Origin of the sequence: Nocardia alba NBRC 108234 (genome assembly GCF_001612665.1) — a bacterium.
GTDB classification, from domain to species: Bacteria; Actinomycetota; Actinomycetes; order Mycobacteriales; family Mycobacteriaceae; genus Nocardia; species Nocardia alba.
Genome location: NZ_BDAX01000001.1, coordinates 129443 through 145202 on the forward strand (window position 1 = coordinate 129443; position 15760 = coordinate 145202).

12 protein-coding genes are annotated in these 15760 nt (G+C 68.4%); 4 read left to right on the forward strand and 8 right to left on the reverse strand.

The window, feature by feature from the left end; genetic code table 11:
* Nucleotides 1-52: 52 nt before the first annotated feature.
* The gene (locus NA12_RS00625) at nucleotides 53-2836 is read right to left on the reverse strand and encodes a helix-turn-helix transcriptional regulator (RefSeq protein WP_165914793.1); all 2784 of its coding nucleotides are present in this window, start codon (nucleotides 2834-2836) and stop codon (nucleotides 53-55) included.
* A gap of 167 nt (nucleotides 2837-3003) precedes the next feature.
* Here NA12_RS00625 and NA12_RS00630 point away from each other — a divergent pair, with 167 nt between their 5' ends.
* Nucleotides 3004-3987, forward strand: a complete 984-nt coding sequence (locus NA12_RS00630; protein ID WP_067444627.1) for a helix-turn-helix domain-containing protein — start codon at nucleotides 3004-3006, stop codon at nucleotides 3985-3987.
* A gap of 9 nt (nucleotides 3988-3996) precedes the next feature.
* Here NA12_RS00630 and NA12_RS00635 read toward each other — a convergent pair whose 3' ends face one another.
* On the reverse strand, nucleotides 3997-5247 hold the full coding sequence (locus NA12_RS00635; RefSeq protein ID WP_165914794.1) for a PucR family transcriptional regulator: 1251 nt from the start codon (nucleotides 5245-5247) through the stop codon (nucleotides 3997-3999).
* Between the two features lie 273 nt (nucleotides 5248-5520).
* Here NA12_RS00635 and NA12_RS00640 point away from each other — a divergent pair, with 273 nt between their 5' ends.
* A complete protein-coding gene (locus NA12_RS00640) occupies nucleotides 5521-6279 on the forward strand; it encodes a MerR family transcriptional regulator (RefSeq protein ID WP_067444633.1) in 759 nt (252 codons plus the stop codon).
* Between the two features lie 87 nt (nucleotides 6280-6366).
* On the opposite strand, the gene NA12_RS00645 is transcribed toward NA12_RS00640, so the two are convergent.
* The 6 genes from NA12_RS00645 to NA12_RS00670 form a co-directional block, all read right to left on the reverse strand.
* Nucleotides 6367-8016: an FAD-dependent monooxygenase gene (locus NA12_RS00645; protein WP_067444636.1), complete on the reverse strand. Its 1650-nt coding sequence runs from the start codon at nucleotides 8014-8016 to the stop codon at nucleotides 6367-6369.
* Nucleotides 8017-8248: 232 nt separating this feature from the next.
* On the reverse strand, nucleotides 8249-9613 hold the full coding sequence (locus NA12_RS00650; protein ID WP_067444639.1) for an NtaA/DmoA family FMN-dependent monooxygenase: 1365 nt from the start codon (nucleotides 9611-9613) through the stop codon (nucleotides 8249-8251).
* Between the two features lie 10 nt (nucleotides 9614-9623).
* Nucleotides 9624-10832 (reverse strand): LLM class flavin-dependent oxidoreductase, encoded by a 1209-nt coding sequence (locus NA12_RS00655; RefSeq protein ID WP_067445208.1) that lies wholly within the window; start codon nucleotides 10830-10832, stop codon nucleotides 9624-9626.
* Between the two features lie 381 nt (nucleotides 10833-11213).
* On the reverse strand, nucleotides 11214-11627 hold the full coding sequence (locus tag NA12_RS00660) for a hypothetical protein (protein WP_067444642.1): 414 nt from the start codon (nucleotides 11625-11627) through the stop codon (nucleotides 11214-11216).
* A 55-nt stretch (nucleotides 11628-11682) separates the two neighbouring features.
* Nucleotides 11683-12507: an SAM-dependent methyltransferase gene (locus NA12_RS00665; protein ID WP_067444644.1), complete on the reverse strand. Its 825-nt coding sequence runs from the start codon at nucleotides 12505-12507 to the stop codon at nucleotides 11683-11685.
* Between the two features lie 31 nt (nucleotides 12508-12538).
* Nucleotides 12539-13432 (reverse strand): helix-turn-helix domain-containing protein, encoded by an 894-nt coding sequence (locus tag NA12_RS00670; protein ID WP_067444646.1) that lies wholly within the window; start codon nucleotides 13430-13432, stop codon nucleotides 12539-12541.
* Nucleotides 13433-13589: 157 nt separating this feature from the next.
* Between NA12_RS00670 and NA12_RS00675 the strand changes: the two genes are divergently transcribed.
* Together NA12_RS00675 and NA12_RS00680 are read left to right on the forward strand one after the other, a co-directional pair.
* The gene (locus NA12_RS00675) at nucleotides 13590-15041 is read left to right on the forward strand and encodes an NsdA family TPR-like regulatory protein (protein WP_067444648.1); all 1452 of its coding nucleotides are present in this window, start codon (nucleotides 13590-13592) and stop codon (nucleotides 15039-15041) included.
* Nucleotides 15042-15121: 80 nt separating this feature from the next.
* Nucleotides 15122-15739: a hypothetical protein gene (locus NA12_RS00680; protein WP_067444651.1), complete on the forward strand. Its 618-nt coding sequence runs from the start codon at nucleotides 15122-15124 to the stop codon at nucleotides 15737-15739.
* The last annotated feature ends 21 nt before the right edge of the window (nucleotides 15740-15760 follow it).

A 15760-nucleotide genomic window follows, 5' to 3' on the forward strand; every position in this document is an offset into this window, starting at 1 on the left:
ATCGGCGATCGCCGACCCTGCGCGAACCACGTATCGCACGTGGTCGTTGCGCTCAGCGACCAGGTGGCAACCGATCCCGGAGTTGGCGGCGCGAGGAAATATCCAGTTTGCGAAAGACTTTGCGCAGGTGGTAGTCGACGGTGTTGGTACTGAGGAACATGGTGGCGGCGATTTCGGCGTTGGTATGGCCTGCCGCCGCCGACGCCGCGACCTCTGCCTCCCGCGCGGTGAGCTGGGTCAGATCGGGCGCGCCGGCGACGGGCGTCGCCTCGCCGAGAGCGTTGAGCTCACGCGCTGCTCGGTCGGCGAAGGACACCGCCCCGAATCGGGTGAGTCCCGCAGCGGCGGTGCGCAAATGGACCTTGGCGTCGGCACGCCTGCGCTGCCGACGCAACCACTCGCCGTACAGCAGATGGGTGCGGTACAGGTCGATGGGGGTGTCGGTCGCGGTCAGCGCGGCGATGGCGGCCAGGTAGCGCTTCTCGGCATCATCGGTCGACGCGACCAACGCCGAGCACCGCAATGCGACGCCCTGCGCCCACGGTGAGCCGATGATGTCGGCGAATTCACTGAATTCGGTGGCGACCCGCGCGGCATCGGCGGCGCGGCCGGTGCGGGCGGCCGCTTCGACGTATTCGGGAAGCTGGTGCGGTGAGACCTGGTGGAAGCGCTCGGCCTCGTACGGCGCCAGCAGCGCGTAAGCGTCCTGATAGCGCCCCTCGGCCAGGTCGCGAATCGCCAGCGCGTTGATCGAGGCTGTGTGCGCACCGCCGAAACCCGCGGCGAGAGTGCGCTCGGCGACCTGCACGACCACCGCCGTCGGCGCTCCCGTCCAAGCCAGATAGGCGCCGTTGACGACGTGTTCGGCCGGATATCCCATCGCCTGGCGCAACTCGCGTACCCGCGCGACTGCCCGGCCCGAGGCCAGGACATCGCCGCGGTCGAGGTCGGTCAGCGAACGCATCCACAGCAGGGCATCCAACTCGCGCAGGCTGCCCGACTCGGTGGCGACGCGCTCGCCACGATCGAGCCAGTTGTCGCGGGCACCCGCATCCCACAGCGCGCTCGTCAAGACCACCCCCGCGATGGTGAACTCCAGCACTCGACGATCGTCGAGGTCTGCCAGCTCCCGAACCGCAGCCCGGATGGGGGCGACTGCCTCGCTCCACGGATCCAGGATCAGGGCGCCGAGTCCGAGCAGGACCGCGCGGGTGCTCGGTTCGGCGTCGTTCGCGGCGGCGCGCATCCGCCGACCGATCTCGACTCTGACCTCGGCGGCAGCCAATCGCTCCGCGACATTGGCCGCGTCGAAGGCCCGCAGCAGGGCGAGATGCTCGCGCCCCGCATCGCGGCCGTGGAACAGGTCCGCCGCCGCCGACAGTTGGTCGGCCGCGAGCGGAACAGCGCCCGGCTCGCCGAGGAAATTCGCCAGTGACGCGCGCACGAACAGCCACCGTCCGCCCGCGACCGGATCGAGGGCATCGGGGGCGGGGATGCGATCGGTCAGGTCGAACGCGAATCGTCCGGCTCCGGCCTCGGAGGCCGATTCGGCGGCGGCGAGCAGGCGATCGTCGCGCAGTGCGGGATCCTCGCTCAACTCGGCCGCGCGGGCGAGCAGGCTCGCCCTGGCGATCAACCCACCCCGGCGGCCGGCACGGTGCGCCGCATCGACCAGCCGCCGCGCAACCGCATCGTCTGGGCGCGCGATCGCCGCGGCGGCATGCCATGCCCCGATGTCGACCAACCCCGCCGCGTCAGCCGCGCGGGCGAGGGCGTCGTGTACGCGCCGTCGCGCGGCGGCCGTCGCGGCGCCGTACACGGCCGCCCGCACCAGCGGATGTCGAAAGGTCACGGCACCGTCGATAACGACCAATCCGGCGATATCGGCTGCCTCCCCGGCATTTTCGTCGATGTCTAGCAACGCGCACGCGCGGTCGACCAGCTTGAGATCGCCCGCTGATTCCGCGGCGGCCACCAGAATCCAGTCCTGGCACGCCTCGGGCAGGAGCGCGACCTTGCGCCGATAGAACTGTTCCATGCGGTTGCCCGCGCCCGTCGGGGAGGGAAGGAAGGACGAATCCGTGAGCTGGCGCGCGGTGAACTCACGTGCCAAGTCGGTCAGGACGAGTGGATTCCCCCCGACCGCGTCGACAACACCCGCCGCCACTCGCGGCTCGAGCTCATCGCCGAATGCCGAGGTCAGCAACTCGATGGCAGCGGGGCGCGCCAATTCCTCGACGTGCAGCACCCGCACACCCGCGAGCCGCACGTCCACATCGTCGTCCTCGCGGGTGCCGAAGACCACGACCGCAGCTTCGGCATGCAGACGCCGCGCGACGAACCCCAACACGTCCAGCGATTCTCGATCCAGCCACTGCGCGTCGTCGATCGTGCACAGCACCGAGGATCCACGACCGAGGATCGCCAGTAGCCCGAGTACCGCCCGCCCGACCAGGAATCGGTCGGGCGCCGGACCCGGCGAAACGCCCAGCGCTACCAGCAGTGCCTCCCGTTCCGGGGTGGGCAGCTGTGCGCAATGGGCCTCGACCGAACCGACCAGACGTTGCACGCCCGAATACGGCAGGGTGGACTCGGCCTCGTAGCCGTCCGCGCGCAGGATCCGAAACCCCTGGGCGGACTCGATCGTGGATTCGATCAGCAATGACTTGCCGACTCCCGGCTCGCCCCGCAGGATCACCGCGCGACCGAGACCGTTGCGCGCGGCGGCCACGAACCCGGCGAGGCTGTCGAGTTCGCGTGCTCGTCCCAGCGGTCGGGGGTGCGCTCCGCCGATCCCCGGTCGACGCGCCGATCCGAATGCGCCACCAGTAGACACCGAACCTCCCATATCGGGGCATGCACCCCGAGTCACGTTGGTGAGCGTACGGTGCCGCGACCAGTCAAACTGGAACAGGCGTGCACGATTTCTAGGCTGATCGTGCGGCGCGGATCGAGTCGCGATCAGGCGGAGTTGTTCGTTCGAGTCAGTGGAAGGCGGCGTTCGTGGCCATCGTGTTCGACACCGGCGGGGTGGCACCTGCCGAGCGTGCCGACGCCATCACCGCCGCGATGCAGGAAGCCTCGGCACCCTGCAACGTGGTCCACGAGAACCTGGACGGTTCCGCGCATGCGCGGTTCGCGGTGTGGGAGTTCGGTGATGTCAACATCTTTCGCGCGGATATGTCGGGCATCCAGCTGATCCGGACACCGAAACAGATCAGGACCAGCCCGTCGCCCCTGCTGGCCATCGCGGTACACCGCCGCAGCGCCGCCCGCTACGAGCAGAACGGCCACCAGCACGAACTCGCCGTCGGCGACCTGCACATGATGGATCTCAACGCGCCCTATGACTTCCGCTGGATGGGCGCGGGCGGGTCGACGTGCCTGCACGTTCCGCTCGATCAACTCGATCTCCCGATCGAACGCATCCGCCGCGCCGCGCCGCACCTTTCGCGCAGTCCGTTCTACCGACTCGTCGCCGGTCATATCACCGAAATGACCAGGCAGGCAGACCGGCTCAGCGCCGACCCGACCGCCCGCCTGACCGGCTCGGCCAGCGTCGACCTGATTCGTGGGCTACTGCTGTCGACCAGCGAACCGGAATACCGAGACGGCGCGGTCATTCCCTCGCAGATCATGCTCGCCGAGATCCGGGGCTACGTGCGACGAAATCTCGCCGACCCCGATCTCGACGCCGCGCGCATCGCCCGCGCCCTCAACATCTCGGTGCGCCTGCTGTACAAGACCTGCGCCGCCGCCGATTACAGCCTCGCCCAATGGATCATCAGCCAGCGCCTCGACCGAATTCGCGACGACCTCACTCGACCTCACCTTCGTCACCAATCGATCGCGGTGATCGCCCTGCGCTGGGGATTCCGCGACCCGTCGCACTTCGCGCGGCGCTTCCGCGCCACCTACGGGGTGACTCCTCGTGAGTGGCGCCGCACCACCACCGAGGACGGCGGCCACGCGGCACCGCGCGCCTGACCGGTCGGGTCATGAACCGGCACCCGGTTCGTCCTGCGCCGCGTCGGCCGCGTTGGCTTCGTGCGCGCGGGCCACCAGCGCGGCTTGCAGATACCACAGCCCGTGGACGTGTGCCGGATCCAGGCCGGTTTCGATGGCCACCCGGCGGAGTCGGTAGTCGACCGTGTTGGGATGGATATGCATGATGTTGGCGGTGCGGCGGCGATTGCGTTTGTTGCGCAGATGAACGACCAGCGTTTCCAGCAGTTCGGGTTGATCATTGAGGGGATCGAGCACGGCCGCCAGGTGCCGGCGTCCCGGGCCCGGCCGGGTGACCTGATACTCCACCACCAGGTCCGACATCTGATACACCCCCGGCGGACGGTACAGCCGCTCGGCGAGGTCGACGAGTTCGTGTGCTTGCCGGGTGGCCGCGGGGATCTTGTCGATGGGGGCGTGGGCCAGGCCGACCCGCAGCGGTATCCCGATCGCGGCCTGCAAGCGGTCGAACAGACCCACCGCCGCGGTGCCGCCGAGGATTTCGTCGGCGATCAGCACCGTGCCACCGTTCACGCCGAGCAGCGCGGGCGGCGAACCGCCGGGAAACGACGAGAGCTCCATGCGCAAGCGCTGCAACCAGCGCGGTGGGCGGCTCCCGGTATTACCGACCGGCTGGTGCTCGGTGGCCAGCGCGAGCACGTTGTAGGACTCGCTGAGCACGAACCCACTGCTGCGCGCCCATGTCGACGTCAGCGAACCCGTGATCAGAGCCGAGGCCAGCACCTCGCCCGCGTCGTCACGCTGGGCGGCCTCGGCGTGCACCACCCGCAGGTAGGCGGCGGTGAAGGTGGTCTCGATATCTTCCAGCACCACCGACAGTCGTTGTCCGGCCATCGCCAGGGCATGACCGTCGGCGCTGGTGGCGCGGTGCCACAGCTCATCGAGTACGAACCGGAAGCCCGCGTGGGTGCTGTGCTGGATGGCCTCGAGGGCCACTCCCGTTGTCGCCCACTCACCGATTCGCACCTTCAGCGCGGCGGGTACGGCGGTGGGGTGCGATCCCTGCAGTACGGCCACGGCCAGCTCCAGGCAGCCCCGCACGACCTCGGCGGCCTCGGTCCATCGAGCGCCGCACGGCATCGTCGTGCCGGTGCGGGAGGGCTGTCCCGCGATCTGCGCCAGCAAACGCTGGGATAGGCGCGGATCGCCACCCAGATGCGCGGCGGCGGGCAGGCCGCCGATCTCGAGGACTTCTGCGCAGGGACTGCTGCTCGTCGGCATGACTGTGGACACTTCCTGTGGTGCGTGGACGGCCCCTCCCCGCACGCCGACCCCTCGGCGCTGACTCATGCATTACAGCGTTGACTGTAACGGTAATCGCGTCGACAAACCACGAAATCGCGCAACTTTCCGCTGTACGCGCTGATTCTCGGGCACTCGGTGCGTTCGCGGACCAATCGGCTCAGTGTCTACTGGGACGGTTGGGTACCATCGTCACAATGCGACCATCGTCAACGATCACCTCGAACATCAGACCGGAGGGGAGGTGCGCGAATGGGGAGCGAGGAAACTGAGTACCGCGTCGCGGAACTGGCGGAAGCGGCCGCCGTCCCGGTACGCACTGTGCGCTACTACCAGGAGCGGGGCCTGCTCGACCCGCCCGCCCGCCAGGGTCGGCACGCCATCTACAGCGCGAGCCACCTCGAGCGGCTGCGGCTGATCACCGACCTCCTCGCCCGTGGGCACAGCCTCGAGGGCATAGCCGACTTGCTCGCCAGTGCCGAACACGGCGGTGGCGTCACCGAACTACTGGGTTTCGAGTCGGTCGCCGCGACCGCGTGGAGTGACAACGAGGTCCCCCTGGACATGGACCAGCTCTTCGCCCGCTTCGGTGATCAGCTCACCGCCGAGAACCTCACCGAGGCGATGGCGCTGGGATATCTGCGAGTCGAGGGAGGCCACTTCTCCTTCGCCAGCGGACGTCTGCTCGACACCGTGACGGCATTGGTGCGGGCCGGCATCCCACTCGGCTCACTGTTGACGTTGTCGTGGGAACTGGAGGCTGCCTTCGATCGGATGGCTTTCGCGTTCGTGCAACAGTTCCGCACCCATCTGCTCGGACCGGTCCTCGACCAGCCGTCCCCCCAGCACGTGCACGGGCTCGGCCACCTCCTCGACGAACTGCGCCCCGTGGTGCGCCAGGTCGCCGACGAGCTACTGGCCCGCGCGATGGATCGCCGCATCCAGCTCGACCTGCCCGAAGTCTCCCAGCAACTCAGCCACGCCACCGACTCGCCCACCTCGGCACCCTGACCGAAAAGGCTCCTCGCGCACAGGCAATTCCCGACGCAGGCAGGCCGCGGGAAGGTCGGGCTTGCCGACCTCTGGCCCCATGCTGGATCAGGCGGTGCCGAGAACGGTTTCGGGGGCCGGCGCGAAGGTGAACTCGACATGGCGGATGAGGTCGTCCGGGGTGGCGGGGGAGGCGGCGTAGCCGAGGTAGCCGTCGGGTCGGATGAGGTAGGCCGCGCCGGCGGTGCAGTGATAGTGCCGCGCGAAATCGGCGTCGCTGTCGCGGATGATCGGCAGGATTGTCGGGTCGATGGTGGCGTGCCGGCTCGCGACGAGGTAGGCGTCGAGGTGGCCGTCGGTCGCTTTTCGGAGCAGGTCGACGTGGCGTTCGAGCTCGGCGAGAGCGGTTGTGTCGCAAGCGTTGTCGATGTACCAGAGCAGGGTGTGGTCGGGGCCGGAGAGCAGGGTGAAGAGCCGGAAGGGCGACGTCGCGCCGTCCCTGGTCAGTCCGATCGCATCCGGAGCGCGGCTGCCCGCGACGGGAGACGCTGTGCCGGTGGGGGATTCGGTGACGATGGGGCTGTCGCGATAGTCGATCAGGAGTTGGGCCTCGCGCAGCAGCACGTGGGTGGGGTCCGATTCGCCGGCGCCGATCCCGTCGCGGGCGTTACGGACGGTGCGGCCGACCACCTCCTCGCCGATCGGCCTGCGTTCGGCGTCGTAGCTGGCGAGCAACGACGGCGCCGCGACCTCCTCGACGGCCAACGCGAGTTTCCAGGCGAGGTTGTGGGCGTCCTGGATGCCGGTGTTCATGCCCTGGGCGCCGGTGGGCGGGTGGATGTGAGCGGCGTCGCCCGCGACGAAAACCCTTCCCCGGCTGTAGGAGTCGACGATGCGATGGCTTATCCGGAAACTCGAGGACCAGCGTAACTGCGTGGCGGTCACCGGTTCGGGCGCCAGCCGGTCGAGCACCGCCTGGATGTCGGCCAGTCGCGGGCCGGGCCCGGCGCCGAGCCCGTGCTCGACCTGGTCGCCGCCGACGGTGGTGTCGGTCGCGAGTTCCGGTGGAACTTGCATCGACACCCGGTAGCGGTGGCGGCCCGGTAGCGGGACGCACACCAGCACGTCGTCGGTGACACCGTTCGTCTGATGCATCGACCGCACGGTGTAGCCGCGCGGTTGTGACCAGTCGAGCTCGACATCGCCGAGCATGTACTGCTCGGCGAACGCCGCGCCTTCGAAGGTCAGCCCCAGCGTCTTGCGGACGATGCTGTGCGCGCCGTCGCAGCCGACCAGGTACCGGGCCCGCACCGTGTGCTCACCCCCGGGTCCGGCGAGCACGGCATCGACGCCGTCCTCGTCCTGGGTGAAACCGACGAGCCGCACCCCGCGCTCGACGCGCGTCCCCAGTGACTCCAGTCGGCGGCGCAGAATCCGCTCGGTCTCGTACTGGGGCAGTCCGAGGAACCCGAAAGGAATCTCGGCGGGCAGCGCCAGATCCATCCGATCGGCCTCGACGCCGTTGATGTACACGATCTGACCCCGCAACAGGATCGCGGCGTCGAGGACCTCGCGCAGGACGCCCATCGCCTCGAACAGTTCGAGGGTGCGGGGCTGGACGCCGACCGCTTTCGCGTACTGCGGCGGATCGGCGAGCGCGTCGACGATCCGGCACCGGATGCCGCGCCGGGCCACCTCGATAGCGGCCGCCGAGCCCACCGGACCCGCGCCGACGATCAGTACATCGGTATCGAACATGCGACATCACCTCGTCTGGGAGTCCCCGCCTCATGCTGTTCGCCGATCGTACGCCTGGTTCCTCGGCATATCCGAGCGCCGACCAGGACATCGGTGCGGCGCGGTAGCCGCGCGCTGCGTGACCGCGCGAGGAATGCCTCGCCCGCAGACACGCCGACTCATGATGACCCGTCACGCGTGACGCGGGCTGCTGTGGGTCCCCCGAGCGAGATACCCACAGCAGCAGCATCGTTCAGGCGTCGACGGGAACGGTGGCCGACCGCAGGGCGGGCAGACCGAGATTGTCACGCAGGGTGGTTCCGGTGTAGTCCGCGCGAAGCGCGCCGCGGTCCTGGAGCAGGGGGACCACCCGGTCGACGAATTCGTCGAGGCCGGTCGGCACGAGGTGCGAGCCGAGGATGAAACCGTCGGAGCCGTCGCCGCTGACGAAGTCGTCGATCCGCTGCGCGACCTGGGCCGGGGTTCCGACGATCGGGCCGCGCTCGAACTGATCGATCACCGTCTCGCGCAGGTTCAGCTTCTTGGCCTCGGAGACCTCGCGCAAACGCCGCACGGTCGCGAAGCGGTCCTGGTGGATGAACGCGCGACCCTGGATGAACGGCGGCGCGTCGGGGTCGGGCTCGATGTCGGGGATCGGGCCCTGCGGGTCGTAGCCCGACAGGTCCCGGTTCCAGATCTGTTCGAGCAGGATCAGCGCGGTCTGTCCGGTGACCTGTTCGTTGCGGATCGTGTGGTACTTCTCGATCGCCTCGGCTTCGGTGTCGCCGAGGACGAAACTCGCCGACGGCAGGATCTTGATGTCATCGGCCGCGCGCCCGGCCGCCACCGCGCGTGCCTTGATATCGCGATAGAAGTCCGCGGCTTCGGGCAGCTTGCCGTAGGGGGAGAAGATCGCGTCGGCGTTGGCGGCGGCGAAGTCGCGGCCCTGCGGTGAGACACCGGCCTGCAGGATCACCGGCCTGCCCTGCGGGCTGCGCGGCACGGTGAATCGGCCGGAGATGTCGAACTGGCGACCACTGAACTCGAACTTACCGGCGTCGGGTCGCGCCAGGAATCGGCCACTGGCCTTGTCGGCGACGATGTCGTCGGCGCTCCACGAATCCCACAGGGCACGAACAGCATTCAGTGTCTCCTCGGCCCGCACGTACCGGTCGGCCGGGTCGAGGAAGCCGCCGCGGCGGAAGTTCTGTCCGGTGAAGGGGTCGAAGGAGGTGACCACGTTCCAGGCGGCGCGTCCGCCGGAGAGGTGGTCGAGGGTGGCGAACTGGCGGGCGAGTTCGTAGGGCTCGTTGAACGTGGCGTTGATGGTGCCCGCCAGGCCCAGGTGCTCGGTGACCGAGGCGATGGCGGCCAGCACGCCGAAGGTGTCGGGACGGCCGATGATGTCCTGATCGAAGATCTGGCCCGCGCGTTCGCGCAGGATGAGACCCTCGGCGAGGAAGAAGAAGTCGAACTTGCCGCGTTCGGCGGTGCGGGCGGTGTGTTCGAAGGAACTGAAGTCGATCTGGCTGCCTGCCTCGGGGTGCCACCAGGCGGTGTGATGGTTGACGCCGCCGAGGTAGGCGCCGAGGATGACCTGCTTACGGGGTGTACTCATCGGTGGGACCTCACACTCTGGCGTAACGGTTGGGCACGGTGGTCGACAGGCCGAGTAGTCCGCGCAGGGAACCCTCGGGGTAGCTGGTGCGGAACACTCCGCGATGCTGCAGGGCGGGCACCAGCGTCGCGGCGATCGCGGTGAGGTCGTCGACCGCGACACCGGGACGCAGCCGGAACCCGTCCACGCCCGAGGCATCCCATTCGGTGAGCAGATCGGCGAGTTCCTCGGCGCTGCCGGTGAAAATGGCCGCGTCGGAGGTGAATTCGGCACCGGACTGCTCGTTGAGCCGGGCCAGGCGCTGCTCGCCGGTGCCGTCGTCGGTGTCGAGGAAGACCACCAGGTCGGCGTACACCCGTAGTGGTTCGCCCACCCTGGTCACGCCGGCGGCCGCGACCTGTCGCAGGATGTCGGCCGGTCCGTGCTCGCGGGTGGGTGTGATGAAGACGAGATCGGCTGCCGCGGAAGCGAACTCGTAGACGCGCGGGGCGTGCGCGAGTGCGGTGACCACCGGCTGGCCCTGCGGGGGGCGCGGGGTGATGGCGGGACCACGAACAGCGAAGAAGCGACCTTCGAAGTCGATGTAGTGCAGTTTGTCGCGGTCGATGAAGCGGCGGGTGGCGACGTCGCGGATCTCGGCGCCGTCTTCCCAGCTGTCCCACAGCCGACGCGCCACCTCGACGGCGTCGGTGGCTTCCTCGAACAACGCTTCGGCGTATTCGGGGAGCTTGCCGGTGGCGACGATCTCGGCGAATTCGGCCGGTGTCGGGTCGGTGACCTCGCGGCGACCGAAGTGCTCGGCTTCCTCGGCGCCGGCCGAGACGCGCACCTGCCAGCCCGCGCGCCCGCGCGAGGTGTAGTCGAGGGTGGCCAGCGCCGTGGCGACGTGGAACGGTTCGGTGTGGGTGGTGGTCACCGTGGGGATGAGCCCGATGTGGTGGGTGATCGGCGCGAGGGTGGCGGCGATCAGATGCGCGTCGAGTCGGGCACGGACCTGGTCGGTGGCCCCGTCGTCGCGAGTGTGCAGTGGACCGGGGACGCGCAGGCTGTCCTCGATGGTGACGAAGTCGAGCAGCCCACGCTCGGCGGTGGCGACCAGGTCGGTCCAGTAGCGGGCGCTGAACAATTCGGTGGGCCGCGAGTTCGGTGCTCGCCAAGCGGCCGGGTGCCAGCCCGCGCCGTCGAGCGCGACACCCAGGTGCAGTGGGTTCGGTGCCATCGTCTGCCATTTCTGTGGTTCGGTGAACGGTGCCTGGTGCAACGCTCGATGCCAGGGCCGGGGCAGGTGGCAGGCGCCGTGGCGCGGTCGACGTACGGGTGGCGGTCAGATGTCGGTGGCTATCGCCGGTGGCCAGGCAGTCGGCAGGGTCAGCGGATGCGTTCGCCGCGATGACGTCAACTATTGAATTCAGCCCGATCGGCGGGAAATAGGCTGTCGCCGAGCGGATCGTCGACCGCCCACGCACCCTTCGCTCGATCCGTACGCAACGTCAGGCTGTGACCACGGCGGATCTGAACGAAGGGGTGTGGGGGCGTCGCGGCTGCTAGGCAGTGCCGTGTCCGAACCGGGTCGGCACGTCGGCGCGCACGGTCGGTCAGGTCACGCGGCGGGGGAGAAGAAGGCTGATCGTTCGAACTCGTGGTGTCGCACCGCGTGGACGAACGCGGTGTATTCGTGACGGTCGAAGAAGAGCCTGGCGGTTCCGGCGCGGGCTCGGTATTCCGGTGCGGCGCTGAATTCGTAGCGGCCGTCGGATCCTCGACTGATGGTCAGGGCGCCATGGCTGGGCCGGCCGGTACGGATCGCGGTCTGGAGGGCTTCGAACTGGTCGTGGTCGAGGGTCAGGCATTGCTCGGGTGGGACAGGATGTGTCGCAGTGTCGACGGGATTCGCGAGTTTGTCGTCCCAGATGAGGGTGCGGTGGTTGTCGCGGTAGACCATGACGCACGCCTGCTGTGGGGAACTGGCGGCCGCTTTGCGGAACTGCGCGATGGTCGGTGTCGGTAACGACATGGTGGATCCTTTCGAACAGCGCTGCCGGCGACGGTGCCGACAGCGCGGGCGCCCGCTACGGCAGGGAGCCGATAGCGGCGAAGTTGCACGGTCGGGCGTAGTCGTCGTGATCGATCGGCTGGTCGGGTCGCCAGTCGGTGGCGTAGGTGACGCCGGGGTCGACGATGGTCCACCCGTCGAAGAAGGTCTGGAACTGCGCACGGGTGCGCAGGGTGACCGGGGTGCTGGCATCGGTGAAGATCGCCGCACCCGCGGCGACCTGCGACTTGATCTCCGAGCCCGCGTCCTCGAGGGACACGTGCGTCATCGCGATGTGGCTACCGGGTGCGAGGGCATCGCGCAGTTGCGCGACGATCTTGGCGGGCTCGCTGGCGTCGGTGACCCAGGGAAGCACCGAAACCACCAGCAGACCAACGGGTTCGGAGAAATCGATCAGGCGTTGGGTATCGGGGTGGGCCAGGATTCGCGCGGGCTCGCGCAGGTCGGCGTCGACCATCGTCGTGGTGTCGGTGACGCCCTGCGCGCGCAGCAGGTCGCGGGCGCGGTTGATCGCCTCCTCGTCGTTGTCGACGTACACGACGCGGGCGTCGGGCACGAGTTCGCGGGCGACTTCGTGGGTGTTGCCGCCGGTCGGCAGGCCGGACCCGATGTCGAGGAACTGGCGAATTCCGGTGCCTGCCATGTAGCGAACGGCGCGGGCGAGGAATCGGCGATTGTGCTGGGCCCACAGCGGATAGAAGGGGATATCGGTGTAGAGCCGCTGGATGAACGGCAGATCCGATTCGAAGATCACCTCACCGGTGACCATGTGGTGATAGATGCGCGCGGAGCTGGGTTTGTTGGTGTCGATGGGGCGGGGCTCGAAGTCACTGTCGGACATCGTGTTTCCTCTGCGGTTGCGGTGGAGCGGGTTATCGCTGGATGGTCGGTCGGCTGCGGAGGCCGCGGACGAGGTGTTCCATGAACTGGCGGGAGTCGTGCGGGCTCAACGCGGTCATCGTCAGGCGGTTGAAGATCTTGTCGCGGATTCCGACGGCGGGTTTGTCGTCGATGTAGCGGATCTCGCCCTGCGCCTCGACGACGGCCATCTCGAGATCGCCCGCGGCGCCGGGGGAGGGCACGCGAACCAGGATGTAGCGGTCTTCCATTCCCGCGCCGGGCGCCTGGTGGGTGAAGGGCATGACCTGGATCTGGATGTTGGGACGGGCGGACAGCTCGAGCAGATGCGTGATCTGGGCGAGCATCACCGCGTCGCCGCCGTAGGTGCGGCGCAGGCAGGACTCGGACAGGATCGCGTGGAACTCGGGGGCTCCTCGTTCGAGCAGGATTCGCTGACGCGCGGTGCGGGCGCGTACGTAGTCCTCGACGGTGACCGCGTCCGGATCGTCGGGGTCGGGTTGCAGGGGTTCGTGCAGGGCGCGGATGTAGCTCTCGTGCTGGAGCAGACCGGGAACGATCTCGGCCGCGGTCTCGCGGAGCCGATCCGCCACGGCCTCGAGGTCGACGAGCAGTCGCAGTTCCTCGATGTAGGCGCGGCGGTAGCCGGAGTTCCAGAATCCGCGGCGATGGCTGTCTTCGCGCAGATCGAGCAGGATCGCGATGTAGTCGTGGTCGGTGACGCCGAGCTGTCCGACCAGTGCGGTGAGTGCCTGGGCGCTCAGATTGCCGGTGCCGCTGATCACCGCCGCGATGCGCGACTGGCTGACGCCGATCATCTTCCCCGCGTCGGCCTGGGTAGTGCGCGACCGGCGCAGCAGCGCATCGATCTCTCGACCTAGCAGCACTTTTCGTGCGGTTCGTGCCATGGATCCCACCGTATCGGGCTGCTGGGCGGCGGCTGCCACCTGTTTCGCAATCCTGATTATCAGGTTAGATTATCAACCACGATTATTTGGCGAACAAGTCGGAGGGTGTATCCGAATTGCGACATACCCTGCGGCGCAAGAAGAGTGGGGCCCACTCATGGAAGTCACCGACCCCGAGACCCTGCGCGGTACGCTCGACGGCGGGGCAGGCAACAGCTGGGGACAGCGACTACGGACCTATCGACGCGCTCGATTAGGGCTCAGCCGTGGGGATTTCGCCGAGTTGATCAACGACCGCGCTCGTCGTGATCGCGTCAATGTCGCGTGTTCGGAACGACACATCGCACGCTGGGAACTGGGCGAGGTGCGCAGGCCGAGTAAGTCCTATCGGGCGCTGCTGGCCGCGCTCGGCGCCCCGGTTCCCGGGATCGACTCCGTCTTGTCCTCGCCGGGCCCCGATGTGGGGGTCGCGCGCGAGACGGTGTCACGGTCTTCCGATTCGCTCTGCACCGGAACGCGTCGCGCCACCGACGCCACGCTGCTGGAGGCCCTCGCGTCCGCCGTTGTCGGTTCCGCTGACATCCTGACGCCCTGGCTGCCCTCCCTCGACATTTCCGAGATGCCCTGTAAAACAAGGCGACTCGACCTCGACGCCGTGCGCGGTGCCACCGCGGGCCTGCGTGAACGCGACCAGCGACACGGCGGTGGCTCGGTCGCCCGCACGGCTGTCGAGCTACTGAAGTCGACAACCGCGTTGCTGGCCGGCTACCGCGGGCACACCACCCTCGCGCACGCGCTGCTGGTCGCCACCGCCGATCTGGCCCGCCTGATCGGCTGGGCCTACCACGACATCGGTGATCAACATCGCGCTCGCCAATACGCGACAATGGCGTTGGTGTCCGCGCGGCGAGCGGGCGCGGACAGTCTGGTGGCCTCGACGCTCTATGTGCTGGGACGGATCAGTTTGATCGAACGTGACCCGCGTGCCGCGCTGCGGATGTTCCAACTCGGCCAACTGCCCGCCCAAGACGCCACCGGCGGTGGGGAATCGGCCCGCCTGTATGCCAATGAGGCGTGGGCACACGCCATGATGGGCGACGTCGGCCGCATGCGGACCGCGCTCGCGCGTGCCGAGGACGAGGTCGCCCGGGTCGCGGACGCTCCCATCGACCCGTGGACCCGGGTGTTCTTCACCCCGGGTGAGTTCACCGGCATGCGATCGGTGATCTACAACGAGTACGCCCTGACAGCACGCGGACAGACCGCGCAGCACTACACCGCCGCAGCCGTCGATGCCGCTCGTGCCTCGCTGGCGGCGTCCACCCCGGGACGGCCCGCGCGCAGCATTCTGTTCGACAACATCACCATCGCGACGGGTGCCTTCCGGCTCGGCCAGATCGATGACGCGGCGTCCTACGCGAGTGCCTGTCTGGAAATGACCGGCCAGGTCGACAGCGGGCGAGTCGGTGAGCGGTTGGGACAGCTGGAGCAGGCCGCGACCCTCGCGTCGTCGCGATCCGACGTCCGCGAGATCTGTCAGGCGATCCGGCGAACCGTGCGCACGGCGCGACCCGCTCCGCTGACCGAACATCACCTCGCAAGCGCGTAGCAACCCGACGATGTCATCGCCATCCAGTCGTATTAACGACATGCCCTGTCGAATGTCATTGCCGCAGAGATTATTCGGCGATGTACTCGGATCATGACTACGACGACGCCGAGACGTGGCCATCGGACAATGGACAGCCGTCGGTGAGCCGGGTGTGTGTAGCAGTGACGCACGCAGGCGGCTCCGCCGCGAAGCCGGACGGCCGCGCCGCGCAGGACCAACGCGGACAGACCGCGGAAGGGTTACTGGAGGCCCGTCAGCTGCTGCTCGCCGTCGCCGGGAACCTGCAGGGCGGGTCGCCGTTGATCGGCTGGGCGCGCGAGCTGGCGGATCTGCACGCCACCCTGTTCACCGCATCGGTGTCGACCACGCGCAGGCCCGCCGACTTCGACGGTCCTGCCACCAGCGGCCGGATCAACACCGTCATCGGCCTGATCGACGAGTGGTCGGCCTGCCATCTTCCCCGCCCCGCCTCGGGCCGGCGCCACACCCATTCCCTCGGTGAGGTGATCAGCCACGTGGCCGACACCTACACCCATGTGCAGTGGACGCTGCGCCACACCAAGAGCGCCGAGCACCAGCATCACGCTGCTGTGCGCTTCGCTCAGGTCCAGGAGGGCTACGCCGATCTGGTCGGGGAGATTCGGGCATTGCGCGTCGCGTTACCGCTGGGCCGGGGCAACCAACCGACTCCCTGACGCCGTGCGAGAGATGTTGTG

Coding starts and splice junctions, on each gene's coding strand:
- NA12_RS00645 (WP_067444636.1), bottom strand. CDS start 8,016: ATGTTCGATACCGATGTACTGATCGTCGGCGCGGGTCCGGTGGGCTCG.
- NA12_RS00660 (WP_067444642.1), bottom strand. CDS start 11,627: ATGTCGTTACCGACACCGACCATCGCGCAGTTCCGCAAAGCGGCCGCC.
- NA12_RS00650 (WP_067444639.1), bottom strand. CDS start 9,613: ATGAGTACACCCCGTAAGCAGGTCATCCTCGGCGCCTACCTCGGCGGC.
- NA12_RS00675 (WP_067444648.1), top strand. CDS start 13,590: ATGGAAGTCACCGACCCCGAGACCCTGCGCGGTACGCTCGACGGCGGG.
- NA12_RS00680 (WP_067444651.1), top strand. CDS start 15,122: ATGTACTCGGATCATGACTACGACGACGCCGAGACGTGGCCATCGGAC.
- NA12_RS00635 (WP_165914794.1), bottom strand. CDS start 5,247: ATGCCGACGAGCAGCAGTCCCTGCGCAGAAGTCCTCGAGATCGGCGGC.
- NA12_RS00640 (WP_067444633.1), top strand. CDS start 5,521: ATGGGGAGCGAGGAAACTGAGTACCGCGTCGCGGAACTGGCGGAAGCG.
- NA12_RS00665 (WP_067444644.1), bottom strand. CDS start 12,507: ATGTCCGACAGTGACTTCGAGCCCCGCCCCATCGACACCAACAAACCC.
- NA12_RS00670 (WP_067444646.1), bottom strand. CDS start 13,432: ATGGCACGAACCGCACGAAAAGTGCTGCTAGGTCGAGAGATCGATGCG.
- NA12_RS00655 (WP_067445208.1), bottom strand. CDS start 10,832: ATGGCACCGAACCCACTGCACCTGGGTGTCGCGCTCGACGGCGCGGGC.